Origin of the sequence: Streptomyces sp. NPDC006733 (assembly GCF_040636125.1) — a bacterium.
GTDB lineage: Bacteria > Actinomycetota > Actinomycetes > Streptomycetales > Streptomycetaceae > Actinacidiphila.
Genome location: NZ_JBEYJD010000028.1, coordinates 1 through 24,221, shown reverse-complemented (window position 1 = coordinate 24,221; position 24,221 = coordinate 1). Strand labels below are relative to the sequence as shown.

At 73.1% G+C, this 24,221-nt stretch carries 25 protein-coding genes and 1 riboswitch; of the genes, 17 read left to right on the top strand and 8 right to left on the bottom strand.

The window, feature by feature from the left end:
* The first annotated feature begins 39 nt into the window (after positions 1-39).
* Positions 40-198, top strand: a riboswitch (cyclic di-AMP (ydaO/yuaA leader).
* 15 nt (positions 199-213) lie between these two features.
* Together ABZ721_RS24190 and ABZ721_RS24185 are read left to right on the top strand one after the other, a co-directional pair.
* Complete coding sequence (locus ABZ721_RS24190; RefSeq protein WP_358790765.1) at positions 214-1,053, top strand: M23 family metallopeptidase; 840 nt, start codon at positions 214-216, stop codon at positions 1,051-1,053.
* A gap of 177 nt (positions 1,054-1,230) precedes the next feature.
* The gene (locus ABZ721_RS24185) at positions 1,231-1,932 is read left to right on the top strand and encodes a GntR family transcriptional regulator (protein WP_358790764.1); all 702 of its coding nucleotides are present in this window, start codon (positions 1,231-1,233) and stop codon (positions 1,930-1,932) included.
* A gap of 169 nt (positions 1,933-2,101) precedes the next feature.
* On the opposite strand, the gene ABZ721_RS24180 is transcribed toward ABZ721_RS24185, so the two are convergent.
* Positions 2,102-2,383 (bottom strand): HPr family phosphocarrier protein, encoded by a 282-nt coding sequence (locus ABZ721_RS24180; RefSeq protein WP_277440470.1) that lies wholly within the window; start codon positions 2,381-2,383, stop codon positions 2,102-2,104.
* 170 nt (positions 2,384-2,553) lie between these two features.
* Between ABZ721_RS24180 and ABZ721_RS24175 the strand changes: the two genes are divergently transcribed.
* From ABZ721_RS24175 to ABZ721_RS24160, 4 genes are read left to right on the top strand one after another with little or no spacing between them, the layout of a single operon-like run.
* A complete protein-coding gene (locus ABZ721_RS24175; protein WP_358790763.1) occupies positions 2,554-5,310 on the top strand; it encodes a GNAT family N-acetyltransferase in 2,757 nt (918 codons plus the stop codon).
* Between the two features lie 27 nt (positions 5,311-5,337).
* Positions 5,338-5,922 (top strand): DUF5998 family protein, encoded by a 585-nt coding sequence (locus ABZ721_RS24170; RefSeq protein WP_138357495.1) that lies wholly within the window; start codon positions 5,338-5,340, stop codon positions 5,920-5,922.
* Positions 5,922-7,121, top strand: coding sequence for a nucleotide pyrophosphatase/phosphodiesterase family protein (locus tag ABZ721_RS24165; protein ID WP_358790762.1), 1,200 nt, complete (start codon positions 5,922-5,924; stop codon positions 7,119-7,121). Before ABZ721_RS24170 ends, ABZ721_RS24165 begins: the two co-directional genes overlap by 1 nt.
* A gap of 57 nt (positions 7,122-7,178) precedes the next feature.
* Positions 7,179-7,901: a thymidine kinase gene (locus ABZ721_RS24160; protein WP_358790761.1), complete on the top strand. Its 723-nt coding sequence runs from the start codon at positions 7,179-7,181 to the stop codon at positions 7,899-7,901.
* Here the strand turns inward: ABZ721_RS24160 and ABZ721_RS24155 are convergent.
* Positions 7,882-8,655: a VOC family protein gene (locus tag ABZ721_RS24155; protein WP_358790760.1), complete on the bottom strand. Its 774-nt coding sequence runs from the start codon at positions 8,653-8,655 to the stop codon at positions 7,882-7,884. The two genes, ABZ721_RS24160 and ABZ721_RS24155, sit on opposite strands and share 20 nt — an antisense overlap.
* A 214-nt stretch (positions 8,656-8,869) precedes the next feature.
* Between ABZ721_RS24155 and ABZ721_RS24150 the strand changes: the two genes are divergently transcribed.
* Positions 8,870-9,697, top strand: coding sequence for a sulfurtransferase (locus ABZ721_RS24150; RefSeq protein ID WP_358790759.1), 828 nt, complete (start codon positions 8,870-8,872; stop codon positions 9,695-9,697).
* A 97-nt stretch (positions 9,698-9,794) separates the two neighbouring features.
* On the opposite strand, the gene sepH is transcribed toward ABZ721_RS24150, so the two are convergent.
* On the bottom strand, positions 9,795-10,859 hold the full coding sequence (gene sepH / locus ABZ721_RS24145) for a septation protein SepH (RefSeq protein ID WP_358790758.1): 1,065 nt from the start codon (positions 10,857-10,859) through the stop codon (positions 9,795-9,797).
* A 425-nt stretch (positions 10,860-11,284) separates the two neighbouring features.
* Between sepH and ABZ721_RS24140 the strand changes: the two genes are divergently transcribed.
* Entirely contained in the window at positions 11,285-12,097 is an 813-nt protein-coding gene (locus ABZ721_RS24140; RefSeq protein WP_358790757.1) for a hypothetical protein, read from the top strand.
* 25 nt (positions 12,098-12,122) lie between these two features.
* On the opposite strand, the gene ABZ721_RS24135 is transcribed toward ABZ721_RS24140, so the two are convergent.
* Entirely contained in the window at positions 12,123-13,451 is a 1,329-nt protein-coding gene (locus ABZ721_RS24135; protein ID WP_358790756.1) for a D-arabinono-1,4-lactone oxidase, read from the bottom strand.
* Positions 13,402-14,652 (bottom strand): MFS transporter, encoded by a 1,251-nt coding sequence (locus ABZ721_RS24130; protein WP_358790755.1) that lies wholly within the window; start codon positions 14,650-14,652, stop codon positions 13,402-13,404. The genes ABZ721_RS24135 and ABZ721_RS24130 overlap by 50 nt, the downstream gene beginning before the upstream one ends.
* Positions 14,653-14,767: 115 nt before the next feature.
* Here ABZ721_RS24130 and ABZ721_RS24125 point away from each other — a divergent pair, with 115 nt between their 5' ends.
* Positions 14,768-15,895 (top strand): ferrochelatase, encoded by a 1,128-nt coding sequence (locus tag ABZ721_RS24125; RefSeq protein ID WP_358790754.1) that lies wholly within the window; start codon positions 14,768-14,770, stop codon positions 15,893-15,895.
* Positions 15,892-16,692, top strand: a complete 801-nt coding sequence (locus tag ABZ721_RS24120; protein ID WP_358790842.1) for an inositol monophosphatase family protein — start codon at positions 15,892-15,894, stop codon at positions 16,690-16,692. Before ABZ721_RS24125 ends, ABZ721_RS24120 begins: the two co-directional genes overlap by 4 nt.
* Before the next feature lie 190 nt (positions 16,693-16,882).
* Here the strand turns inward: ABZ721_RS24120 and ABZ721_RS24115 are convergent, their stop codons facing one another.
* Positions 16,883-17,056, bottom strand: coding sequence for a hypothetical protein (locus tag ABZ721_RS24115; protein ID WP_283464665.1), 174 nt, complete (start codon positions 17,054-17,056; stop codon positions 16,883-16,885).
* 236 nt (positions 17,057-17,292) lie between these two features.
* Between ABZ721_RS24115 and ABZ721_RS24110 the strand changes: the two genes are divergently transcribed.
* The 4 genes from ABZ721_RS24110 (at position 17,293) to ABZ721_RS24095 (ending at position 20,762) form a co-directional block, all read left to right on the top strand.
* The gene (locus tag ABZ721_RS24110) at positions 17,293-17,946 is read left to right on the top strand and encodes a response regulator transcription factor (protein ID WP_358790753.1); all 654 of its coding nucleotides are present in this window, start codon (positions 17,293-17,295) and stop codon (positions 17,944-17,946) included.
* An 87-nt stretch (positions 17,947-18,033) separates the two neighbouring features.
* Positions 18,034-19,227, top strand: a complete 1,194-nt coding sequence (locus ABZ721_RS24105) for a HAMP domain-containing sensor histidine kinase (RefSeq protein WP_358790841.1) — start codon at positions 18,034-18,036, stop codon at positions 19,225-19,227.
* 461 nt (positions 19,228-19,688) lie between these two features.
* A complete protein-coding gene (locus tag ABZ721_RS24100; RefSeq protein ID WP_138356502.1) occupies positions 19,689-19,991 on the top strand; it encodes a DUF4193 domain-containing protein in 303 nt (100 codons plus the stop codon).
* A 15-nt stretch (positions 19,992-20,006) separates the two neighbouring features.
* Positions 20,007-20,762, top strand: coding sequence for a hypothetical protein (locus ABZ721_RS24095; protein ID WP_358790752.1), 756 nt, complete (start codon positions 20,007-20,009; stop codon positions 20,760-20,762).
* Here ABZ721_RS24095 and ABZ721_RS24090 read toward each other — a convergent pair.
* Both ABZ721_RS24090 and ABZ721_RS24085 read right to left on the bottom strand, forming a co-directional pair.
* A complete protein-coding gene (locus tag ABZ721_RS24090; protein WP_358790751.1) occupies positions 20,749-21,195 on the bottom strand; it encodes a DUF3093 domain-containing protein in 447 nt (148 codons plus the stop codon). The genes ABZ721_RS24095 and ABZ721_RS24090 overlap by 14 nt on opposite strands.
* Before the next feature lie 46 nt (positions 21,196-21,241).
* The gene (locus ABZ721_RS24085; protein WP_358790750.1) at positions 21,242-22,126 is read right to left on the bottom strand and encodes an SDR family oxidoreductase; all 885 of its coding nucleotides are present in this window, start codon (positions 22,124-22,126) and stop codon (positions 21,242-21,244) included.
* Between the two features lie 131 nt (positions 22,127-22,257).
* Here ABZ721_RS24085 and ABZ721_RS24080 point away from each other — a divergent pair, with 131 nt between their 5' ends.
* The 3 genes from ABZ721_RS24080 to ABZ721_RS24070 are packed head-to-tail and all read left to right on the top strand — an operon-like array spanning position 22,258 to position 24,130.
* Positions 22,258-22,821, top strand: a complete 564-nt coding sequence (locus tag ABZ721_RS24080) for a PaaI family thioesterase (protein ID WP_358790840.1) — start codon at positions 22,258-22,260, stop codon at positions 22,819-22,821.
* On the top strand, positions 22,818-23,348 hold the full coding sequence (gene dut / locus ABZ721_RS24075) for a dUTP diphosphatase (RefSeq protein ID WP_358790749.1): 531 nt from the start codon (positions 22,818-22,820) through the stop codon (positions 23,346-23,348). The genes ABZ721_RS24080 and dut overlap by 4 nt, the downstream gene beginning before the upstream one ends.
* Before the next feature lie 2 nt (positions 23,349-23,350).
* Entirely contained in the window at positions 23,351-24,130 is a 780-nt protein-coding gene (locus tag ABZ721_RS24070) for a DUF3710 domain-containing protein (RefSeq protein WP_358790748.1), read from the top strand.
* Positions 24,131-24,221 lie beyond the last annotated feature (91 nt).

Below are 24,221 nucleotides of genomic sequence, written 5' to 3'. Positions count from 1 at the left end.
CCTGCTGCCCGTCACCATCCGCCGCGTCCTGCGGCAACCGGGCAGTGATCGCCGAGTCCCCGTCAGGCGCGAGCCTGGGGAGCCGGGGACCCACGTCCCTGGGGTGAATCGGGCCGACCCCGCCGTGCGGGGCAGCCCGTAGGAGACCTTCCTGCTCCGAACCCGTCAGCTAACCCGGTAGGCGAGAAGGAAGGAAAGGATCTCGCCGCACCCATGGCGTTCAACGTTCTGCCCGCGCCCAGCGGGAAGCACCGCCGTCCCCGTCGTGCCGCTCTGCGCACCGGGACCACCCTGGCCGGCGTCGCGGTCCTGACCGCGGCCGGCACCTTCGGGGCCACCGCCGCCACCGCGCTCTCCACGCCGGGCGACGTCGCTCCCCAGGCGATCGAGGACATCGCGTTCGCCCGCGCCGTCACCGCCTCGGACAGCCTCGCCGACTCCCTCGCCGCCCAGGCCGCCGCCCAGCACAAGGCGGCCGACGAGACCAAGCGCAAGGCCGCCGAGGCCAAGCGCAAGGCGGACGAGGCGAAGCGGCTGGCCGACGCCGCCGCGAAGAAGGCCGCCGCCGAGGCGAAGGCCAAGGCGGACCGCGAGGCCGAGCGCGTGGCCCAGGCCCGCGCCGCCCGTGACGAGGAGCGCAGGAAGCTCAACTCCTTCGTGCTGCCCGTCGACAGCGGCATCGGCACCGAGTACAAGGTCGCCGGCTCCATGTGGTCCTCCGGCTACCACACCGGTGTCGACTTCACCGCGTCCACCGGCACCCCGGTGCACGCCGTCGGCGCCGGCACCGTCGTCACCGCGGGCTTCGACTCGGCCTACGGCAACAACGTCGTGATCCGCCACAGCGACGGCATCTACACGCTCTGCGCCCACCTGTCCTCGCTCAGCGTGTCGGTCGGCCAGACCGTCACCACCGGCGAGCAGATCGGCCTGTCCGGCGCGACCGGCAACGTCACGGGACCGCACGTGCACTTCGAGGCCCGCACCACGGCCGAGTACGGCTCGGACATCGACCCCGAGGCGTACCTGCGCTCGCACGGCGTCGCCATCTGATCCCTCCCGGATCCCAGCACTCCCGTCCCCCCTCGAAGGCCCCGGCTCCCCGCCGGGGCCTTCGTGCTGCCGTGGCGCGGTGCCGCCGTGCTGTCCAAAAATAATCCATGAATTCTGGACTGCGGTCGGAATCGCGGATGTGCTGGAATAGAGTCGCCGAAGAATACGGGGAAATGAATGGAGACCGGCGATGCGGAATCGGGTGTGAACGGGACGGACGGCGCGGGGCGCCGTATCTCCGCACAGGTCGTGTGCACCGCGATCCGTGACGACATCGTCGGCGGTTTCTACCCGCCGGGCAGCCGGCTCACCGAGGAGCTGCTGGCGAGGCGCTACGGCGTCTCCCGGGTCCCGGTGCGCGAGGCGCTGCGCACGCTGGAGTCCGAGGGGTTCGTCAGGACCCGGCGGCACGCGGGCGCCTCCGTCGCGGAGCCGACGGAGCAGGAGGCGGCCGACCTGCTGGAGATCCGCGGGCTGCTGGAGCCGCTGGGGGCCGCGCGGGCCGCCCAGCGGCGCACGGACGCCCACCTCAAGGTGTTGCGCGGGCTGGTGCGGCTGGGCCAGGAGCGGTCCCAGCAGGGCCAGCTGTCGGACCTGCCGTCGCTGAACGGCTGGTTCCACGAGACGCTCGCCCAGGCCTCGGGCAGCGCCACCCTGGCCGCCCTGCTCACCCAGCTGCGGCACAAGATCGCCTGGGTGTACGGCGAGGGCGAGCCCGGCCGGGCCGTCGAGTCCTGGGAGGAGCACGGCGCCATCGTCGACGCGGTGGCCCGCGGCGACGCGGAGCGGGCCCGCAGGATCTCCGCCGGACATGTGGAGCGCGCGGTCGCGGTGAGAACTCCGAAACATCCTGTATACGCGGCGCGCCGGAGGAATTAACAATGGCGCCGTATACAAGTGGGCAGAATTATCGGCGCTCGGAAACGGAGCCGGAAACGTACTCTTCAACGCGCCCGGAAACGGCGCGCGGAATGGAAAAGGCGGGGCCGCGTTATCCCGTCGGACAACGCGGCCCCGCCCATTCCCGCACGGGCATGCGCCCAGGGGTTCAGACGGCCTCGGGGAGCTCCTCGAGACCCTCGGAGACCAGCTTGGCCAGCCGGTCGAGTGCGGCGTCGGCGCCCTCGGCCTCCGACGCGAGCACGACCGGCTCGCCGCCCTGCGCGCCCAGGCCGAGCACGGCCAGCATCGAGGCGGCGTTGACGGCGTTGCCGTCCGCCTTCGCGATCGTCACCGGGACGCCGGCGGCGGTCACCGCGCGGACGAAGAGTGAAGCGGGGCGGGCGTGCAGGCCCTCGGCCCAGCCGACGGTGACACGGCGCTCAACCATGGTGTAGCCCTTCAGGTCGTTCCTGTTGTCTAGACCAGTTTCGCACGGGGAGAAGACTGCTCAGACACCTCGACGCAGCTCAGCCTGCCCGCTGCGGGGAGCCGACGCCAGACGGACGCGCCCGGACAGCATCGAGCCGGCCGGGCGCACGAGGTCGCTACCCTGACCCCATGACGACTCCGGCCTCCCGCCCCTATCCGGTGCACTGGGAAGCGGACGTCGTCCTGCGCGACGGCGGCATCGCCCACATCCGGCCCATCGGCCCCGACGACGCCCAGCGGCTCGTGGACTTCTACGAGCAGGTCTCCGACGAGTCGAAGTACTACCGCTTCTTCGCGCCCTACCCCCGGCTCTCCGACCGGGACGTGCACCGCTTCACCCACCACGACTACGACGACCGCGTGGGCCTGGCCGCCACCGTCGGCGACGAGTTCATCGCCACCGTCCGCTACGACCGCATCGACGCCGACGGCCGCCCGGCCAGCGGCGACGCGTACCGCGCCGAGGTGGCCTTCCTCGTCCAGGACGCCCACCAGGGCCGCGGGGTGGCCTCGGCGCTCCTGGAGCACATCGGGGCGGTCGCCCGTGAGCGCGGCATCCTGCGCTTCATCGCCGAAGTGCTGCCCGCCAACCGCAAGATGGTCAAGGTCTTCACCGACGCGGGCTACACCCAGCAGCGCAGCTTCACCGACGGCGTCGTCCACCTCGAACTCGACCTGGAGCCCACCGAGGCGTCGGTCCAGGTCATGCGGGCCCGCGAGCACCGGGCCGAGGCGCGCTCGGTGCAGCGGCTGCTCACCCCGCGCTCGGTGGCCGTGATCGGCGCGAGCCGGCGGCCCGGCGGCGTCGGCCGCACCCTGCTGCGCAACCTGGTCGCGGGCGGCTTCACCGGCCGGGTGCACGCGGTCAACAGCTCGTTCCCCGAGGGCGAGAGCACCCTCGACGGCGTCCGCGCCCACCGCACCCTCGCCGGCATCCCCGAACCCGTCGACCTGGCGATCGTCGCGGTGCCCGCCGCGAACGTGCCCGCCGCCGTCGCGGCCTGCGGGGAGAACGGCGTGCAGGGGCTGGTCGTGGTCACCGCCGGCTACGCCGAGGCCGGCCCCGAGGGCCGGGAGCGGCAGCGCGAACTGGTGCGCCAGGCCCGCTCGTACGGCATGCGGGTCATCGGCCCCAACGCCTTCGGCATCATCAACACCGCCGAGGCCGTGCGCCTCAACGCCTCGCTCTCGCCCGAGGTGCCGGCCACCGGACGGCTCGGGCTGTTCACCCAGTCCGGCGCGATCGGCATCGCGCTGCTGTCCGGGCTGCACCGGCGCGGCGCCGGCCTCTCCTCGTTCGTCTCGGCGGGCAACCGGGCCGACGTCTCCGGCAACGACCTGCTGCAGTACTGGCACAACGACCCGGACACCGACGCCGTCCTGATGTACCTCGAATCCTTCGGCAACCCGCGCAAGTTCACCCGGCTCGCCCGGCGGACCGCCGCGAGCAAGCCGGTCGTGGTCGTCAAGGGCGCCCTGCACTCCGGCACCACCCCGGCGGGACACGCCGTGTCCCCGACCCGGATCCCGGACAGCACGGTCTCCGCGCTGTTCCGGCAGGCCGGGGTGATCCGCGTCGACACCGTCACCGAACTCCTCGACGTGGGCCTGCTGCTCTCGTTGCAGCCCATCCCGGGCGGCACCCGGCTGGCGATCCTCGGCAACTCCGACTCCCTCGGGCTGCTCGCCTACGACGCGGCCCTGACCGCGGGCCTGCGGCCGGTCGCGCCGATCGACCTCACCACGTCGGCCGCTCCCGACGACTTCCGCACCGCGCTGGCCGCGGCGCTGGCGGACGACGCGAGCGACGCGGTGCTCGTCACCGCCATCCCGCGGGTCGGCTGCGAGGACGCCCCCGACCCGGAGTCCGGCGACGACCCCGCCCTCGCCCACGCGCTGCGCGAGGCGGCGGCCGGCGCGGCCAAACCCGTCGTCGTCGCCCACCTCGCGCTGGAGACGATGGCCGACCGGCTGGGCGCCCCGGTCGCCCCCGGCGAGGGGCCGGACCGGGCGCGGGTCCCGGCCTACCCCGCCGCCGACCGCGCGGTGCGCGCGCTGGCCGAGGCCGCCGAGTACGCGCTGTGGCGGAAGGGCGCCGGGACGCCCGGCCGGGTCCCGCAGTTCGCGGACATCGAGGAGAGCGCGGCGGCCGCCGACGTGGCCCGGCTGCTGGACGCGGGGGAGAGCGGGGGCGAGCACGGCGTCGTCCTCGACGACGCGGCCACCGCCACGCTGCTGGGGCGGTACGGGATCACCGTGCGGTCCGCGCTGCCCGCGCCCGGGATCACCGCCGCGCTCGCCGCCGCCCGGCGGCTCGGCTACCCGGTGGCGCTCAAGACGACGGCCCCGCACCTGCGGCACCGCGCCGACCTGGGCGGCGTCCGGCTCGACCTCGCCGACGAGGACGACCTGCGGCGCGCCTTCGAGGAGCTGACCGCGCGCCTGGGCAAGCCGGAGGAGCTGCTGCTGGTCGTGCAGGCGATGGCGCCGCGCGGGGTGGACACCGTCGTCCGCGCCACGGTCGACCCGGCGGTCGGCGCCGTGCTCTCGTTCGGCCTGGCCGGAGCCCCCTCGGAGCTGCTGGGGGACACCGCCCACCGGCTGGTGCCGGCCACCGACCGGGACGTGGCGGAACTGGTGCGCTCCATCAAGGCCGCCCCGCTGCTCTTCGGCTGGCGCGGCAGCGAGCCGGTGGACACCGCCGCGCTGGAGGAGTTGCTGCTGCGGGTGTCGCTGCTCGTCGACGACCTCCCGGAAGTGGTCGCCGTGGACCTGGAGCCGGTGGTCGTCGCGGCCCGCGGCCTCACGGTGCTCGGAGCCTCCGTCCGCCTGGACCGCCCGCCCGCCAGAACCGACCTGGGACCACGCGCACTGTCGTCCTTCTGAGCGGTGCCCGCCCTTAGGATGGACCTCATGGCGAAGACCGGTATGACGACCCAGGGCCTGCGCACGGCCATCGAGCGCAGCGGCTACTACCCGGCCCTGGTGGCCGAGGCCGTCGAGGCCGCGGTGGGCGGCGAGCCGGTGGCGTCGTACCTGGTCCACCAGGAGACGACCTTCGACGCGAACGAGGTGCGCCGGCACGTGACGGTGCTGGTCATCACCGACCACCGCTTCATCGTCAGCCACACCGACGAGCAGGCCGCCGACGACACCTCCCCGACCCCGTACGCGACCACCTCCACCGAGTCCGTGAAGATCGGCCGGATCTCGTCCGTGGTGGTGAGCCGCGTGGTGGCCAACCCCGAGGCCTACGTGCCGGGCACGCTGCCGCGCGAGGTCGTGCTGACCATCGGCTGGGGCGCGGTCAGCCGGCTGGACCTGGAGCCCGCCGCCTGCGGCGACCCCAACTGCGACGCCGACCACGGCTACACCGGCTCCTCCACCGCCGACGACCTCTCCCTGCGGGTCAGCGAGGCCGGCGACGGGCCGGACGCCGTCCGCCAGGCCCTGGCCTTCGCGCAGGCGCTCTCCGAGGCGACGGCGGCCGACCGCTGATGGCGCGCGCCGTACCCGCCTACGAGCCCGCGCCCCTGGATCCGCGTACCGCACCGGCACCGCTCTACGGCACCGCCTCGCTCTGCGACGTCTTCCCCGCGGCCGCGGCCGGGCTCGCCGTCCCCGGCATGCCCGCCACCGGCCTCGAACTGGCCCCCGCCGACCGCGTCTGCGTCTTCCTGGTCGACGGCATGGGCTGGGAGGCGCTGCGCGCGCACCCGCAGGAGGCGCCCTTTCTCGCCTCCCTGATGCACACCTCGCGCGGCGGCGCCGGGCAGCCGCTCACCGCCGGCTTCCCGTCCACCACCGCGACCTCGCTCGCCTCGGTCGGCACCGGCCTGGCGCCGGCCCATCACGGGCTCGCCGGCTACACCGTCCTGGACCCGTCCTCGGGCCGGCTGATGAACCAGCTGCGCTGGCAGCCGTGGACCGACCCGCACGTGTGGCAGCCGTACCCCACCGTCTTCCAGCTCGCCGACGCCGCCGGGGTCGCGACCTGCCAGGTGTCCTCGCCCGGCTTCCAGCACACCCCGCTGACGAAGATCGCGCTCAGCGGCGGCACCTTCCACGGCCGACTCACCGGCGACGAGCGGATGGACCTGGCGGCCGACCGGCTCGGCGCCGCCGACCGGACGCTCGTCTACACGTACTACAGCGAGCTGGACTCCATGGGCCACCGGCACGGCATCGACTCCGACGCCTGGCGCGGCCAGTTGATGATGGTCGACCGGCTCGCCCAGCGGCTGGCCGAGCAGCTCCCGCCGCGCTCCGCGCTGTACATCACCGCCGACCACGGCATGATCGACATCCCGTTCGACCCCGAGTCCCGGATCGACTTCGACGAGGACTGGGAGCTGGGCGCCGGCGTCGCCGTCCTCGGCGGCGAGGCCCGGGCCCGCCACGTCTACGCCGTGCCGGGGGCCGCCGCCGACGTGTACGCGGTGTGGAGCGAGGTGCTCGGCGAGCAGATGTGGGTCGCCACCCGTGAAGAGGCCGTGGCGGCGGGCTGGTTCGGCCCTCCCGGCGACCCCGTCGACGCACGGGTGCTCGGCAGGATCGGCGACGTGATCGCCGTCGCCCGCGACGACATCGCGATCGTCGCCAACCGCACGGAGTCGGGGGAGTCCCAGATGGTCGGCCTGCACGGCTCGATGACCCCCGTCGAGCAGCACGTGCCGCTGCTCGAAGTACGCTCCTGATCCGCAGCGCACCCCCTTCCCACCCAGAGTCCTCCCCGAAAGGCCGTCGCCCTCCTCATGCCCGAGCTCGTGTTCTTCTCCGGAACGATGGACTGCGGAAAGAGCACCCTCGCTCTTCAGATCGAGCACAACCGCTCGACCCGGGGGCTGCAGGGCATGATCTTCACCCGGGACGACCGGGCGGGCGAGGGCGTGCTCTCCTCGCGGCTGGGGCTGTCCACCAAGGCGATCGAGGCCGCCGCCGACGTCGACTTCTACGGCTACGTGGTCTCGCACCTGTCGGGCGGCGGCCGCGCCGACTACGTCCTGGTGGACGAGGCGCAGTTCTTCGCGCCCGCGCAGATCGACCAGCTCGCCCGGATCGTGGACGACCTGGGCCTGGACGTCTTCGCCTTCGGCATCACCACCGACTTCAGGACCAAGCTCTTCCCGGGCTCGCAGCGCCTCGTCGAGATCGCCGACCGCATCGAGGTGCTGCAGGTCGAGGCGTTGTGCTGGTGCGGGGCCCGCGCGACGCACAACGCCCGCACCATAGACGGCCAGATGGTGGTCGAGGGCGCGCAGGTCTTCGTCGGGGACGTCAACCGCCCGGCGGGCGAGGTGGGTTACGAGGTGCTGTGCCGCCGCCACCACACCCGGCGGATGACGGCGGCGAGCGCCCAGGCCGCGGCGCTCTCGCCGGACGTGCTGCCGGTGGACCAGGCCGGCGACCGGAGCGGCGACCGGCCTGCGGACCGGATCGCGGACCGGACCGCCGGGGTCAGCGGGCCGAGTCGATGACGGTGAAGACGGCGCCCTCGGGGTCGGCCACCGTCGCCAGCCGCCCGTAGCCCGAGTCGCGGGCCGGCTGCAGCACCCGGCCGCCCAGCTCGACCACCCGGCGGACCGCCGCGTCGGTGTCCGCCACCGCGAAGTACGTCATCCAGTGCGCGCCCCGGTCGCGGGGCAGTGACGGGCCGACCCCGTGGATCCCGGCCACCGGCCGGCCCTTCAGCCGCAGGGTGAGGTAGTCGAAGTCCGGCGCGGCCTCCGTCTCGGTCTCGTAGCCGAAGACGTCGGTGTAGAACTTCTCGACGCTGGACGACTCCCGCGTGATCAACTCGTTCCAGGCCAGCGTCCCCGGCTCGCCCATGACGCCGGCGCCGGGGTGCCGCTGCGCCTGCCAGATCCCGAAGACCGCGCCCGACGGGTCGACCGCCACCGCCATCCGCCCCTCGTGGTCGGCGTCCAGCGGCCCGACCCCGACCGTGCCGCCGCACTCGCGGATCAACTCCGCGGTGACGTCCGCGTCGTCGCAGGCCAGCAGGGTCGTCCAGGACACCGGCAGGTGCCGGTCCTTCGGGCCGTCGCCGATCCCGGCGATCTGCCGGCCGCCCAGCTCGGCCCGGACGTAGGGGCCGAGGTGCTGCGGGCCCTCGTGGAACTCCCAGCCGAACAGGGCCCCGTAGAACCGCTGCGCCGCTTCGAGATCGTGTGCCATCAAGCTGACCCAGCAGGGCGTGCCGGGGGGACGCCGGCTCGGTACCTCGGTCATTGAATTTCTCTCCTCGGGGCCGGCGCGCGGGGCATACGGGGGAGTGCCGAAGTCGATGGTTCCATCACCGGGCCCGCGGCGCCCCCCGGCCGCGCCGCATCCAACCCCTAAGTGCTGAATCCTGCCCGATTTGGTGTTCCGCATCCGTTTCGGGACGACGGCCGCGCGACGGCTTTCAGTCGAACGTCCAGCGTGCGAGGCCCACAATGGACGTATGGAACCCATTATCGCTGCAGCCGAACTCGCGAGCGAGCTGAGCGGCACCACCGTGCTGGACGTCCGCTACCGGCTCGGCGCCCCTCCCGGCCGCCCGGAGTACGAGGCCGGCCACATCCCCGGGGCGGTCTACGTCGACCTCGACTCCGAGCTGGCCGGCCCGCCCGGCGCGAACGGCCGCCACCCGCTGCCCGACCCGGAGGTCTTCGGCGCCGCGATGCGCGCGGCCGGCGTCAGCGCCGACCGCGACGTGGTCGTCTACGACGCGGCGCAGGGCTGGGGTGCGGCCCGCGCCTGGTGGATGCTGCGCTGGACCGGTCACACGCGGGTGCGGGTGCTGGACGGCGGGCTGGCCGCGTGGACCGCGGCCGGGCAGCCGCTGGAGACCGGCTCGGTGGAGCCGGAGCACGGGGACTTCACCCCCGCGGTCGGTTCGACGCCGCTGCTGACCGCCGACGACGCGGCGGCGCTGGCCCGGCGCGGCCTGCTGCTCGACGCACGGGCCGGTGAGCGCTACCGGGGCGAGGTGGAGCCGATCGACCCCGTCGCCGGCCATATCCCGGGCGCGGTGAGCGCGCCGACGACGGAGAACCTCGCCGAGGACGGACGCTTCCTGCCGGCCGACGTGCTGGCGGCCCGCTTCGCGGAGTTGGGCGCCAAGGACACGGCCGAGGTCGGCGTCTACTGCGGCTCCGGCGTCTCGGCGGCGCAGCAGGTGCTGGCGCTCGCCGTCGCGGGCATCCCCGCCGCGCTCTACGTCGGCTCGTGGAGCGAGTGGACGGCCGACGCGGACCGCCCGGTGGCCACCGGCCCGCAGCCGGGCTGATCCACGAGGGCGGGGACCGGCCTCCGGGCAGGGGTCGGCAGCGACAGGTAAGGGGCGGCGCACCCGGTGCGCCGCCCCTTACCGTCGCCTGCTGTGGCTACTCCTGCTTCTTGCGGCGGCTGCCGAAGACGATCTCGTCCCAACTGGGCACCGTCGCGCGGCGCCCCGGCCGGACGCCGTCCGCCTCGGCCTGCCGGTCCGTGGTGCCGACCAGCCGGTCGCGGTGGCCCGCGACGGCCCGCGGCATCAGGACGTCCGCGTAGGCGGAGCCCGCTCCCGCGCTCGCGGCGGGCGGAGCCGCCTCCTCGGCCGCCGGCTCCTCCGGCTGCTCCGCCGGAGCGGTCTCCGGCGGAGCAGCCGGCGGCGCGGGCACGACCATGTCGCCGCGGAAGCTCGGTACCGCCTCCAGCAGGCTGGTCAGCGAGTCCCGGTCCTCCTCGGCCCGTTCGGCGGCGCGCTCCTGCGGCCGGTCGGGGCGCTCCAACTGCCGTTCGAGGGCCCGGTCCAGCGGGCGGTCCCTGGGCAGCCGGGCGATCCGCGGCACGAAGGGGAAGCTCGGCGGCTCCTTCGAGTCCTGCGGCTCCTGGGTCTCCTGCTGGGTGGTCTCGCCGATCAGCGCCCGTGCCTCGTCGTCCACGGCCTGGACGAGCCGCCGCGGCGGGTCGTACGTCCAGCTCGCGGAGTGCGGCTCACCGGCCACCCGGTAGACCAGCAGGACTTCCCAGGTGCCGTCGTCGCGCCGCCAGGAGTCCCAGAGGACGGTGTCCTTCTCGGCACCGCGCAGCAGCAGCCGCTCGGCGACCGCCTCACCGAGCTGCGGTCCGGCGCTCTCGCCGTGCCGCCGCACCGGGGTCTTCCTGGCCCGCTCCGCCATGAAGGCGCGCTCGGCCAGCACCGGGCCCTCGAAGCGGCGCACCCGCTCCACCGGAATGCCGGCGGTCTGGGCGACCTCTTCAGCCGAGGCTCCGGCTCGTATCCGTGCCTGGATGTCCCGTGGCCGCAGGTGGCTCTCGACCTCGATCTGGCCGAGGCGGGCACGGTCGTTGCGTACCGCTGCCCGGAGTCGCTCGTCGATGGGGAGCGAGTATTCCGTGCTGTCTGCAGCCTTGAGCACCAGTCGTGTGCCGTCGTTGCTGACGGCCACGACACGCAGTTCGGGCATGGGAACCTCCCGGGTGGTGCCTGCCGACGTCACGTTGCGTCGCTGCTCCCGTTGGACGAGTGTGGCCTGCTCAGGTGCGGCACGCCACAACCTTGCAGGGTTACCCGGCGTGTCGGGCAGGTGCCGTGACGCGCCGTTATGGGACGGTGCACAGTTGGCCACTCAGAGTGACCAAACGCGGCACCCCGGGATGAGCACCGCCTCCGGGCTCCCCTCCCGTGGTCCGGGCAACCGGACGGGAAGCCGGAGCCAGGATTCGCCACAGTACTCCATTCGGGCCACTGAGGTGGGTTGCGGCGTCGGCGAAGTTCTCCGGTGGCAAGGGAGTTGAGTGGCGAGGCTCACAGAACCTCCGTAAGTGGAACTCCTGGCTTCGCCCAAATGTCTCTTCTCTGTGCAAGGAGGATGAGATCGGCTACCCAGGTATGGATATGGACGAAAAGGACGAGCGAGAGGAAACGTCCCCGAGGGGACGGCTGGACCTGAGCGTCCCCCAGGTGGCGGGCAGCGCGCTCGCGGCCGTGGCCGCCGCGCTGCTGGCGTCGCAGCTCGGTGTGTACGGGACGATCATCGGCGCCGGCGTGGTCAGCATCGTGGCCACCGCGGGCGGCACGCTCTTCCAGCACTTCTTCCGGCGGACCGGCGAGCAGATCCGCACGGTCTCCATCCGGCACCTGCCGGTCTCCGTCCCCGGGACGGAACCGGGGGCGCGGGCCGGCTCCACGCGACTGCTCCAGGAGCTGCCGCCACCGGGCGGGGAGGGCGTTCCGGACGCCCCGCCGGACGGGGAGTACGGCGAGGCGACCGTGCACGGCACCACCAGACGGGGCTGGCGCAGGTCGGCGATCGGCGCCGTGGTCGTCTTCGTGCTGGCGATGGGCACCGTCACGACGATCGAGCTGGCCAGCGGATCGGAGCCGTCCGTCACGGCGGTCTTCGACGGCGGCGGCTCGCACGGCGGCTCGCCGTCCGAGCGGCCGAGCCCTCCCGCGTCCGATCCCGCCGGCACCCCGGGCGGCACCCCGTCGTCGGGAGCGGCGACGGCCCCCTCCGGGTCCGCGTCGCCGACGCCGACCCCGTCGGGCAGCGGCAGCGGCTCGCCCACGCCGGATCCGAGCCGCTCTCCTTCCACGAGCACGCCGAGCACGCCGAGCGGCAGCCCGAGCACGGGCTCCTCGGCGAGCCCGGACCCCGCGACCCCCTCGGGCGGCGGCACGTCCCCCGGCGCCCGGAACTGAGCCCCGGGGGCCGGGCCGGGCCGGCCTACGCGCCGAGCACCCGCCGCAGGTAGTCGTTGGCGAAGAGCCGCTGGGGGTCCAGCCGGTCGCGCAGGGCGGTGAACTCGCCGAACCGCGGGTAGACCGAGGAGAAGTACTCCGCGTCACGGGTGTGGACCTTGCCCCAGTGCGGCCGGCCCTGGTGCGCCGTCATGATCTTCTCGGCGGCGGTGAAGTACTCCTGGTAGCGGCTGCCCCGGTACATGTGGACGGCGATGTACGCGCTGTCGCGGCCGGAGGCGGTGGACAGGGTGATGTCGTCGGCGGGCGCGATCCGCACCTCCACGGGGAAACTGATCCGCAGGTCCGAGGCCTCGACCATCGCCTTCAGCTCGCGGATCGCCCCGACCGCCGCCTCGCGCGGCACCGCGTACTCCATCTCCACGAACCGCACCCGGCGCGGGCTGGTGAAGACCTTGTACGCGATGTCGGTGTAGGTGCGGGCCGACAGCGCGCGGCTGGAGACCTTCGCGATGCCGGGGATGGTGCCGGGGGCGGCCCGGCCCAGCGCGCAGACGGCCTGGAAGAGGCCGTTGGACAGCAGCTCGTCGTCGATCCAGCCCTTGACCGGCGAGAGCGGGGCGCGCGGGCCCTGGCTGCGGTTGTTGCGCTTGGTGTTGCAGCTGTCGGTGTGCGGGAACCAGTAGAACTCGAAGTGCTCGTTCTCCGTCGTCAGCTGGTCGAACTCCGCCATGACCCGGTCGAAGGCCATCGGCTCCTCGCGGGCGGTGAGCAGGAAGAGCGGTTCCACCGCGAAGGTGATCGCGCTGATCACCCCGAGGGCGCCGAGCCCGAGCCGGGCGGCGGCGAAGACGTCGGCGTTCTCCCGCTCCGAGCAGGTCAGCACCGAGCCGTCGGCCAGGACCAGTTCCAACCCCTTGATCTGGGCGGATATCGAGCCCGAGTCGCGGCCGGTGCCATGGGTGCCGGTGCTGGTGGCGCCCGCCACCGTCTGCTCCATGATGTCGCCCATGTTCGTCAGCGACAGGCCCTCGGCGGCCAGCGCCGCGTTCAGCTGGTGAAGCGGAACCCCCGCCTCCACGGTGATCGTGCCGCCCTCGCGGTCGATCTCCCGGATGGCCGCCAGCCGGTCCGGCCGGATGAGGACCCCGCCGGTCGCGGCCGCGGCGGTGAACGAGTGCCCGGTCCCCACCGCCTTCGCCGTCAGCCCGTCCTCGGCGGCCCCGCGGACGGCGGCGGACAACTCGTCCACCGAGGCCGGCGACACGCTGCGCCGCGACTGGGAGGTGACGTTCCCCGCCCAGTTACGCCACGCCTTCCCGTCGGTTCCGTTCGTCGTGCTCGTCGTGCTCATGCGTACGCGGCCCCTCCTGCTCCGGCGCCGGCCGCAGCCGGCGGAACCCCAGGACTGCCACCACCACGGCGAGTGCCCCGGCGGCGGCCGGTACCGCGAACGCCGCCTCCGCCCCCGACGAGTCGATCACCCAGCCGGACACCGAGGCTCCGAGAGCCACGCCGACCGTGATGCCGGTGCTCACCCACGTCATGCCCTCGGTCAGCTTCGCGCGCGGTACCAGCTGTTCGACCAGGGCCATGGTGGTGACCATCGTCGGTGCGATGGACAGGCCCGCGACGAACAGCGCTCCGGCCAGGAACCACAAGTTCCCGACCAGTAGGAGCGGGATCATACTCACAGCCATCACGCACACGCCCAGCAGGAAGGCCCGGGAGGCGGGTCCCTTCAGCCGGAGCAGCCCGAAGGCGAGCCCCGCGACGCAGGAGCCGAGCGCGTACACCGCCAGGACGAGACTGGCCGCGGCCTTGTGGCCCAGCTCGTCGGCGAAGGCCACCGTCGTGACCTCGACCGAGCCGAAGATCGCGCCCGTGCAGGCGAAGGTCGTCACCAGCACCTGCAGCCCCGGGGAGCGCAGCGCGGAGCCGGGCACGTGGGAGGTGGCGGGGTGGGGGACCGGTTCGGTGGAGCGCTGGGCGGTCAGCAGGAACGTGCCGACCGCGAGGAAGAACGCCGCGAGCAGCGGGCCGGCCTCGGGGAACCAGACGGTGCACAGCCCGATCGACAGGATCGGGCCGACGATGAAGCAGACCTCGTCGACCACCGACTCGAAGGAGTACGCGGTGTGCATCGCGGGGGTGCCGTGGTGGATCACCGCCCAGCGGGCCCGGACCATCGCGCCCAGGCTCGGGGTGGCGCCGGCCAGAGCGGAGAAGACGAAGAGCGTCCAGTCCGGGGCGTGCCACGCCACGCACGACAGGAGCCCCGCTACCGCCATTACGGTGACAGCCGCGGCCGGCCGCAGCACGCGCCGCTGCCCGTAGCGGTCGACCAGCCGGGAGACCTGCGGGCCGATCACGGCGCCGGACATCGCGAGCGTCGCGGAGAGCGCGCCCGCCAGCCCGTAGCGGCCGGTGACCTGCGAGATCATCGTCACGACGCCGATGCCCAGCATCGACAGCGGCAGCCTGCCGATGAACCCCGCGGCCGAGAATCCCTTGGTTCCGGGTGCTGCGAAGATCGCGCGATACGGGCTGGACACGGGCACTCCACGGCGTCGTCGCCGGTGTCGGTAAGGATTGGGGCTGTCCTCCACAGGTTACGTGGGGGCGCAATCGTTTTTTCGGGCGTCGCGCACCAATGGCAGGATCGGACCCATGTCCGATCACAACGAGGCCGGTCCCGCGGCCGGGCCCTACGACGCCCTGCTCCTGCTGTCCTTCGGCGGCCCGGAGGGACCCGACGACGTCGTGCCCTTCCTGGAGAACGTCACCCGCGGCCGGGGCATCCCGCGCGAGCGGCTGAAGGAGGTCGGGCAGCACTACTTCCTGTTCGGCGGGGTCAGCCCGATCAACGCGCAGAACCGCGACCTGCTCGACGCGCTGCGCAAGGACTTCGGCGAGCACGGTCTGGACCTGCCGGTCTACTGGGGCAACCGCAACTGGGCGCCGTACCTGGTCGACACGCTGCGCGAGATGACCGACGACGGGCACCGCCGCATCCTGGTGCTCGCCACCAGCGCCTACGCCTCGTACTCGGGCTGCCGCCAGTACCGCGAGGACCTGGCCGGCGCCGTCGCGGAGCTCGCGGCCGAGGGCCGTCCGGTGCCGCGCGTCGACAAGCTGCGGCACTACTTCAACCACCCCGGCTTCGTGGAGCCCATGACCGACGCGGTGCTCGCCGCGCTGGACGAACTGCCCGAGGACGTCCGGGCCGGCGCCCACCTGGCGTTCACCACGCACTCCATCCCGACCGCCGCCGCCGACACCTCGGGCCCGGTGCCGGGCCACGGGAACGGCGGCGCCTACGTGGCGCAGCACCTGGACACCGCACGGGTCATCGCCGACGCGGTACGGGAGGCGACCGGCACCGACCACCCGTGGCAGCTCGTCTACCAGTCGCGCAGCGGCGCCCCGCAGATCCCGTGGCTGGAGCCGGACATCTGCGACCACCTGGAGGAGCGGCACGCGGCCGGCGTGCCCGCCGTCGTCATGGTGCCGATCGGCTTCGTCTCCGACCACATGGAGGTGAAGTACGACCTCGACACCGAGGCGGCCGACCGGGCCGCCGAGCTGGGGCTGCCGGTCGCGCGCGCCGCGACCGTGGGCGCCGACCCCCGGTTCGCCGCCGCCGTGCGCGACCTGGTGCTGGAGCGGGCGGCGGGCGAGCGCGGCCTGAACGTGCGGCCCTGCGCGCTGGGCGCGCTCGGCCCCAGCCACGACGTCTGCCCGGCGGGCTGCTGCCCGGCCCGCAACCCCAAGCCCGCCGTCGCGGGCCTCGACTGAGGAGAGCCGTGAGCACCGAACTGCTGGAGATCGCGCTGGAAGCCGCCCGCAGGGCGGGCGAGCTGCTGCGCACCGGCCGGCCCGCCGACCTCGGGGTGGCGGCGACCAAGTCCAGCCCGATCGACGTCGTCACCGAGATGGACCTCGCCGCCGAGAAGCTGATCACCGAACTGATCGCGGAGCACCGTCCCGACGACGGCTTCCTCGGCGAGGAGGGCACCGAGAGCACCGGCACCAGCGGGGTGCGCTGGATCGTCGACCCCCTCGACGGCACCGTCAACTACCTGTACGGCCTGCCCTCCTGGTCGGTGAGCATCGCGGCCGAGCGGGACGGCGAGACGCTGGTGGGGGTCGTCGAGGCCCCGATGCGCGGCGAGACCTACCGGGCGGTGCTCGGGCAGGGCGCCTTCGTCAACGACGTGCCGGCCCGGCCCCGCCCGGTGCCCGAGTTCGCGCACGCGCTGGTGGGCACCGGGTTCGGCTACCTCACCGAACGCCGGGTGCGGCAGGCGGACGTGGTCCGCACCCTGCTGCCGCGGGTGCGCGACATCCGGCGCGGGGGATCGGCCGCGATCGACCTGTGCGACGTGGGCTGCGGACGGCTCGACGCGTACTACGAGCGCGGCCTGAACCCGTGGGACTTCGCGGCCGGCGCCCTGTTCGCCCGGGAGGCGGGGGTGCGCACCGGCGGCCGACCGGGGCAGCCCGCGTCGCACGAGCTGACGGTCGCCGCCGGCGCCGGGCTCTTCGAGACGCTCCAGGGGCTGCTGGAGGACCTGGGAGCCTGGCACGACTGACCTGGGCCGACGCGGCCGCGCGCGGTCCGCACAGGCGCGCCGAGGCCCCTTCGCGGCCGCCGCCGGCCTCCGGCCGGTCCGGTGCCGGGGAACGCGAACGCCCCGGCACCGTGAAGGTGCCGGGGCGGGTCCACGGCTGCTGCGCCGCCGTCCCGGGTCGGGTGCCGGGCGGCGTGGTCGAAGCGGTCGGTCAGGCGACCTTGGACTGGATGTTGACGCCGTGCTCCGCGGCCAGGCGCCGCAGATCGTCGAGCTCGCCCTGTTCGACCTCGGCGAGGAACTCGTCGCCGGCCTCACGGGCGTGGTGGAGGTCGGATTCTGTGCTGTGTATCCGCTGCAGGATTCCGGTGGTGAATGCGTCCATCAGCTGGCGCCCCCTCGTCGTCGTCGTTGACACGGGGTGTGTCAAAGCCCATAACGGCGCGTCGGGAAGCGCGTCAGGGCTTGGTCAGTGGGTGTACGACGGGTCCTCCCCGGGCCCGGCGACGCAGAAACCTCGAGGGGACGACGAATTCCGGTCCGGTCGGCACTTACCGCCGATTTACGGCCCTCCGGTGCAGGATGGGGGCACATTCGTACTGCTCACGGAAGGAAAGCGCCTTGCGCGTACTGGTCGTCGAGGACGAGCAACTGCTCGCCGATGCGGTTGCCACCGGACTCCGCCGCGAGGCCATGGCCGTCGACGTCGTGTACGACGGCGGCGCCGCCCTGGAGCGGATCGGAGTGAACGACTACGACGTCGTGGTGCTCGACCGGGACCTTCCCGTCGTCCACGGGGACGACGTCTGCCGGCAGATCGTCGAGCTGGGGATGCCGACCCGGGTCCTGATGCTCACCGCCGCCGGCGACGTGAGCGACCGGGTGGAAGGGCTGGAACTGGGCGCCGACGACTACCTCCCCAAGCCCTTCGCGTTCAGCGAGCTGACCGCGCGGGTCCGCGCGCTGGGGCGCCGGACGACCACGGCGCTGCCGCCGGTGCTGGAGCGCTCCGGCATCAGGCTCGACCCGAACCGCCGGGAGGTGTTCCGGGAGGGCGTGGAGGTGCACCTGGCGCCGAAGGAGTTCGCGGTGCTGGAGGTGCTGATGCGCAGCGAGGGCTCGGTGGTCTCCGCCGAGCAGCTCCTGGAGAAGGCGTGGGACGAGAACACCGACCCGTTCACCAACGTGGTGCGGGTGACGGTGATGACGTTGCGCCGCAAGCTCGGGGAGCCCCCGGTGATCGTCACCGTGCCGGGCTCCGGATACCGGATCTGACCGGCGGTGACCACGCACTCCGCGCCGCCCCCGCCCCCCGCCCGGCCACCGGCCGACCGGGCCGCCCCCCGCCGCCCCGGCTGGGACCTGCTGCCGGCCGAGACGCCGCCCCCGTGGCTGCGGCCGACGATCCGGATACGGCTGACCGTCCTGTACGGCGGGATGTTCCTGATCGCGGGCGTCCTGCTGCTGTGGATCATCTACCTGCTGGCCGCCCAGGCGCTGCACCAGAGCAGCGAGATGCCCTTCCGCATCCTGAGCGCCAACCTGGAGCCGACGGACGCGTGTCCCAACCTGCGCAGCAGCAGCGGCACCACCCCCGTCGACCAGTTCAAGTCCACGCTGGACCTGTGCATGCAGCACCAGCGCGAGCTGGCGCTCAACACCCTGCTGCGGCGCTCGCTGATGGCCCTGATCGGGCTGACCGTGGTCGCCTTCGCCTTCGGCTACGTGATGGCCGGGCGGGTGCTCTCCCCGCTGGGCAGGATCACCCGCACCGCGCGCGGCGTGGTCAGCTCCGACCTCAAGCGCCGGATCGAGCTCGACGGCCCGGACGACGAGCTCAAGGAGCTCGCGGACACCTTCGACGACATGCTCGACCGGCTGGAGCGCTCCTTCGACGCGCAGCGCCGCTTCGTGGCCAACGCCTCGCACGAACTGCGGACACCACTGGCGATCAACCGGACGCTGCTGGAGGTGCAGATGTCCGACCCGGAGGCGTCCGCCGACCTCCAGCAGCTCGGCAAGACGCTGCTGGCCACCAACGAGCGCAGCGAGCAGCTCGTGGAGGGCCTGCTGCTGCTCGCCCGCAGCGACAACGAGATCGTGGACCGCAAGCCCGTGGACGTCGCGGAGGCGGCCTCCCAGGCCCTGGACCAGACCCGCGCCGAGGCGCAGGCCAAGGGCGTGGAGCTGCGCAGCGAGCTGGGGGAGGCGGTGGTGCAGGGCAACGGCGTGCTGCTGGAGCGCATCGCGCTGAACCTGGTGCAGAACGCCGTCCGGTACAACGCGGCCGACGGCTGGGTCGAGGTGCGGACCACCTCGGAGGCGGGCCAGGCCCTGCTGATAGTGGCCAACACCGGCCCGGTGGTGCCCGCCTACGAGGTGGACAACCTCTTCGAGCCGTTCCGCCGGCTCCGTACGGAGCGCACGGGCAGCGACAAGGGCGTCGGCCTGGGGCTGTCCATCGCGCGCTCGGTGGCGCGCGCCCACGGCGGCTTCATCTCGGCGGAGCCGAGGGAGGGCGGTGGCCTGGTCATGCGGCTGGTCATCCCGCAGTGACCGCCGCTGTAGGGTCCGTCACGCTCGGTCCTGTTGGCCGGGGTTCTTCGCGGTCCGCGACGGACCGCGGATTCCCTCGTGAGGGTCGATCGTGTTCGCTTTGCGAGTAATTTCGCGGTCTGCGAAGCAGCGGGTGCTGGTGTGATTGATCACACCTGTCAGCCGGGCCCCGCCTACCCTGCGTGATCACTACGTCCGAAAAAAGACCGGAAAATCCATGTTTCCGCAGGTCATGATCACGGGAAGTACACGTGTTGGCACCAGTGATGTGCGACCTTCGGACCCGAGCAGGTCCTGATCGACCACTGCCGCGACCGCCCTGTCCAGGGTGACGTTGGGTGTCGATTGAGTAACAGGCCTTGATGTGAGGCAAAATCTCCGCTTCGGGTCGGGCACAAGTCCGGCCTCCCGCGCGTTACGTGCGCAGACACCAGCAGATACCCAGAGGGGGAGAGCGACACATGGCAACGGATTACGACACACCACGCAAGACTGACGATGATGTCAACGAGGACAGCATCGAGGAACTGAAGGCTCGCCGGAACGAGAAGTCCACGTCCGCGGTGGACGTCGACGAGTTCGACCAGGCCGAGTCCCTGGAGCTGCCCGGCGCCGACCTCTCCAACGAGGAGCTCTCGGTCCGGGTCCTGCCCCGCCAGGCGGACGAGTTCACCTGCATGACCTGCTTCCTGGTGCACCACCGCAGCCAGCTGGCCGGCGAGGCGAAGAACGGCGACCCGATCTGCCGCGACTGCGCGGCCTGAGGCAGTGGGTTCGCCGTGAAGGGCTCGAAAGGCTCACCGGAGGGCCGTGAGGACGACGAGCGGGGCCGTGCGGCCTCGCTCGCGGCCGCCATGGCCCGCGGGGTGCGGAGCGGGGCCAGGAGGGGCGGCAAGGGCGCGTGGGTCAGCATGGGCTCGCTCGCCGAGCGGCTCCTCGAAGCGGCCCCGCGCATCCCCGTGCGCGACCTGGACACCCTGCGCAAGCAGTTCCCGGGTCTGGGCGTCGAGGAGATCGCGGACAAACTCATCGCCGGTGCCGTCAAGGGCACCATGACCGTCGGCGCCGGCGTGGGAGCGGCCGCGATGCTGCCGGCCCCGCCCGCCATGCCCGCGGAGCTGGCAGCCGACACGCTCGGCGTCGCGGCGGTCGAGTACAAGCTCATCGCCGAGCTGCACGAGGTCTACGGGCTCCGTGCGGCCGGCAACGTGCGGGAGCGCGCGACCGCCTACCTGTGGTCGTGGACCGAGCAGCGCGGCATCGACGTGCTCAAGCTGTCCTCGGTCAACGTCGCCCTCGGCGGCAGGATGAAGCGCGAGCTGCGCCAGCAGCTCGTCAAGCGCACGGCACGGCACCTGCCGATGCTGACCCCGTTCATGATCGGAGCGGCCGTCGGCGCCGCGATGAACCGGCGTGACACCAAGAAGCTGGCAGCGAAGATCAGAAAGGACCTGCGCGCCGCTCAGATCCCCTGGGACGCGCTGCCGAGCCCCGTGCCGCCCATGACCCCGCTGCCCCCCGCTATCGAGCTCTGACGGCTTCCAGGGCCCGCGCCAGCCGCTCGGGGGAGCGGGTCGACAGGTAGGCGTACGGCGTCGGGTCCGCCGGATCCGTGATCTCGATCCGCAGCGCGGTCGGCACGTAACTGCGCAGCAGCATGAAGGCGCGCGGATCGGCCTTCCGGCCGCGCCAGGCCACCGCCTCCTCCGGATCCAGCACCGTCGCGGCGCCCAGCGCCGTGACCGGGATCCGCGCCTCGCCGGCGACCAGCGTGCCGGCCACCACCCGGATCCGCGCCGAGCCGTACGAGCTCAGGCCCATCGCCGCCAGCGCCGTCCCGCCGGCCAGGCCCGCCAGCATCGCCAGCACCCCGAAGGGAAAGAGGATCAGCGCGGCCGACACCCCCGCCCCCAGGGCCAGGAGCCACCAGGAGCGCGGAACGGTGAGGCGTTCGTCGTAGGGCTGCATGGCACCAGCTTGGCAGACGCCCCGCAGCCGTCCGCCGCCCGGCCGGTCACCTCCCGCGCAGCCGCTCCACCGCCCGCGCCACCCGCGGCGGGGCGGACCGCAGACCGGTCGCGAGCTGCTTGGCCCAGTCCGTCGCCGCGGTCGGCGCCACCGCGTCCAGCGTCGCCGCCGAGCGGGCCCCGCCGCCCACCAGGTAGCGCGGCAGGGGGCGCCGGGCGTTCAGCGCCTTGAGCACCGCCAGCGCCACCGGGCGCGGACCGGGCAGCGTCCGGGCGTCGCGCACCACGTGGTCGGCGGCGGCGTACTGGTCGCGGTAGGCCGACGTCCGCTCGGCCGGCAGCAGCTCCGCGCCCCGCTCCCAGATCCCGGTGCGGTGCGAGCGCGGCTCGACCAGCACGACCTTCACGCCGAACGGCGCGGTCTCCATGCGCAGCGCGTCGGTCACCGACTCCAGGCCCTGCTTGCTGGCGCAGTACCAGCCCAGCATGGGCAGCGAGATCCGGCCGGCGACCGAGGAGATGTTGACGATCCGGCCCGCCCGGCGCTCCCGCATCGCCGGCAGCACCAGCCGCGCGATGCGGGCCGGGGCGACCAGGTTCGTCTCCAGCTGGCGCCGCACCTGCTCGTCGTCCACGTCCTCGATCGCGCCGGGCTGCGCGAAGCCCGCGTTGTTGACGACCGCCCAGGGGCCGCCGTCCGTCAGCATCGCGATCTCGGTGAACGCCTGGACGCACGAGGTCGCGTCGGCCACGTCCAGCAGCACCGTGCGCACCGCCGCCCCCGTGCGCTCCACCACCCCCCGCAGCGCCTCGGCCTTCTCCGGCGTCCGCACCGTGCCGATCACGTCGAATCCGGCGTGCGCGAGTTCGAGGGTGACGGCGAGGCCGATGCCTCGGCCGGCTCCGGTGACGACGACGGACTTGGGACTCATGTGCGCTCCGGTCAAGTGGGGGTAGAAGCCGGTACGGGTCAACGGACGGCCGACGGGAAAGGATCCCGCAGGAGGGTAGGGTCTCGGGCGTGAGTGGAGCTACCGCATCCGAAAGCCCTGGCCGGCCGGGCCTGAAGCCGCCGCCCGACGCCGTCCCGCCCGTCCGGCACCCCGGCGCGCCCGCGCCCGGTGAGCTGCTGGGGGCGCACTACGACCAGTGTTTCGGCTGCGGCGGGGGACAGCCGCACGGACTGCACCTGGAATCCCGTGCGGGTGACGGCGTCAGCGTCACGGCGGAGTTCACCGTACAGACCGCCCACCAGGGCGCGCCGGGCCTCGCGCACGGCGGCGTGCTGGCCTCGGCGCTGGACGAGACGCTCGGCTCGCTGAACTGGCTGCTGCAGGTCATCGCGGTGACCGGCCGGCTGGAGACGGACTTCGTCCGCCCGGTGCCCGTCGGCACCACCCTGCACCTGCGCGCGCACTGCCGGGCGGTCGCCGGACGCAAGATCTACAGCACCGCCGAGGGCAGGATCGGTTCCCCCGACGGCCCGGTCGCGGTCCGCGCCGAGGCGCTCTTCCTGGAAGTGAAGCTCAACCACTTCACGGACAACGGGCGCCCCGAGGAGATCCAGGCCGCGATGTCCGACCCGGACCAGGTCAAGGTCGCCCGCGCCTTCGAGGTGAACCCGTGAGCGGGCAGCGGCGTCCTGTGGACGTCCTCATCCGCCGTCTCGACGCCTCGGTGCCCATCCCGGCGTACGAGCACCCCGGCGATGCCGGTGCCGACCTGGTGACCACCCAGGGCGCGGAACTCGCACCCGGCGAGCGGACGGTGCTGCCCACCGGCGTGTCCATCGCGCTGCCGGACGGGTACGCGGCCTTCGTGCACCCCCGCTCGGGCCTGGCCGCCCGCTGCGGGGTGACTCTCGTGAATGCCCCGGGAACGGTGGATGCCGGGTACCGTGGGGAGATCAAGGTGATCGTGGTCAACCTGGACCCACGCGAGAGCGTGCGGTTCGAGCCGGGAGACCGGATCGCCCAACTGGTCGTCCAGCAGGTCGAACGGGTCCGCTTCCACGAGGTCGTGGAACTCCCCGGTTCTGCCAGGGCCGCCGGGGGCTTCGGCTCCACCGGGGGGCATGCCTCGGTGGGCGGCGCCCCGGACGGCCTGACCAGTAATGGATTCGCTTCGGTCGTTGAAGACCGGGAAGGACAGTGACCGTGTTCCGTCGTCGTCGCAAGGAGCGCGAAGACGCCCTCGACGAGCTCGAGGGCGCCAGCCCGGACGAGCTGGCCGAAGACGCCGAAAACGCCGGGGAGTCCGACGACTCCGGCGCATCGGGTCGGTACAACCTTCCGCCGGCCCCCAGGCCCGACGGGCCGTGGGACCTGAGCGAGGTCAAGCAGCCCGGCGAGGGCCGGGTCGACCTCGGCGGTCTGTTCGTGCCCGGTGTCGAGGGCATGGAGCTGCGCGTCGAGGTGGCGGGCGAGTCGATCGTCGCCGCGACCGTGGTGCTGAACGACAGCGCTGTCCAGCTCCAGGCGTTCGCCGCCCCGAAGTCCGAGGGCATCTGGGGCGAGGTCCGCGACGAGATCGCCTCCGGCATCACCCAGCAGGGCGGCGTCGTCGACGAGATCGAGGGTTCGCTGGGCTGGGAGCTGCGCGCCCAGGTGCCCGTACAGCTGCCGGACGGCACGAACGGCGTGCAGCTGGTCCGCTTCATCGGCTGCGACGGCCCGCGCTGGTTCCTGCGCGGCGTCATCTCCGGCCAGGGCGCGGTGCAGCCGCAGGCCGCCGGCCTGCTGGAGACGGTCTTCCGCGACACCGTCGTGGTGCGCGGTGACACGCCGATGGCGCCGCGCGACCCGATCGTGCTGAAGCTGCCGACCGACGCGCAGATGGTGCCCGAGGGCATCGCGCAGGAGGAGAGCGAGGGGCCGAAGTTCGGCGACGGGCTCGACCCGATGCGCCGCGGCCCCGAGATCACCCAGATCCACTAGGGAGTGTCTTCACATCGGCGTCGTCCGCCCGGAGGGCGGGGTCGGCGGGGTCTGGTGCGTGCGATCGCAAGGCGGAGGAGGGAGTCCATGC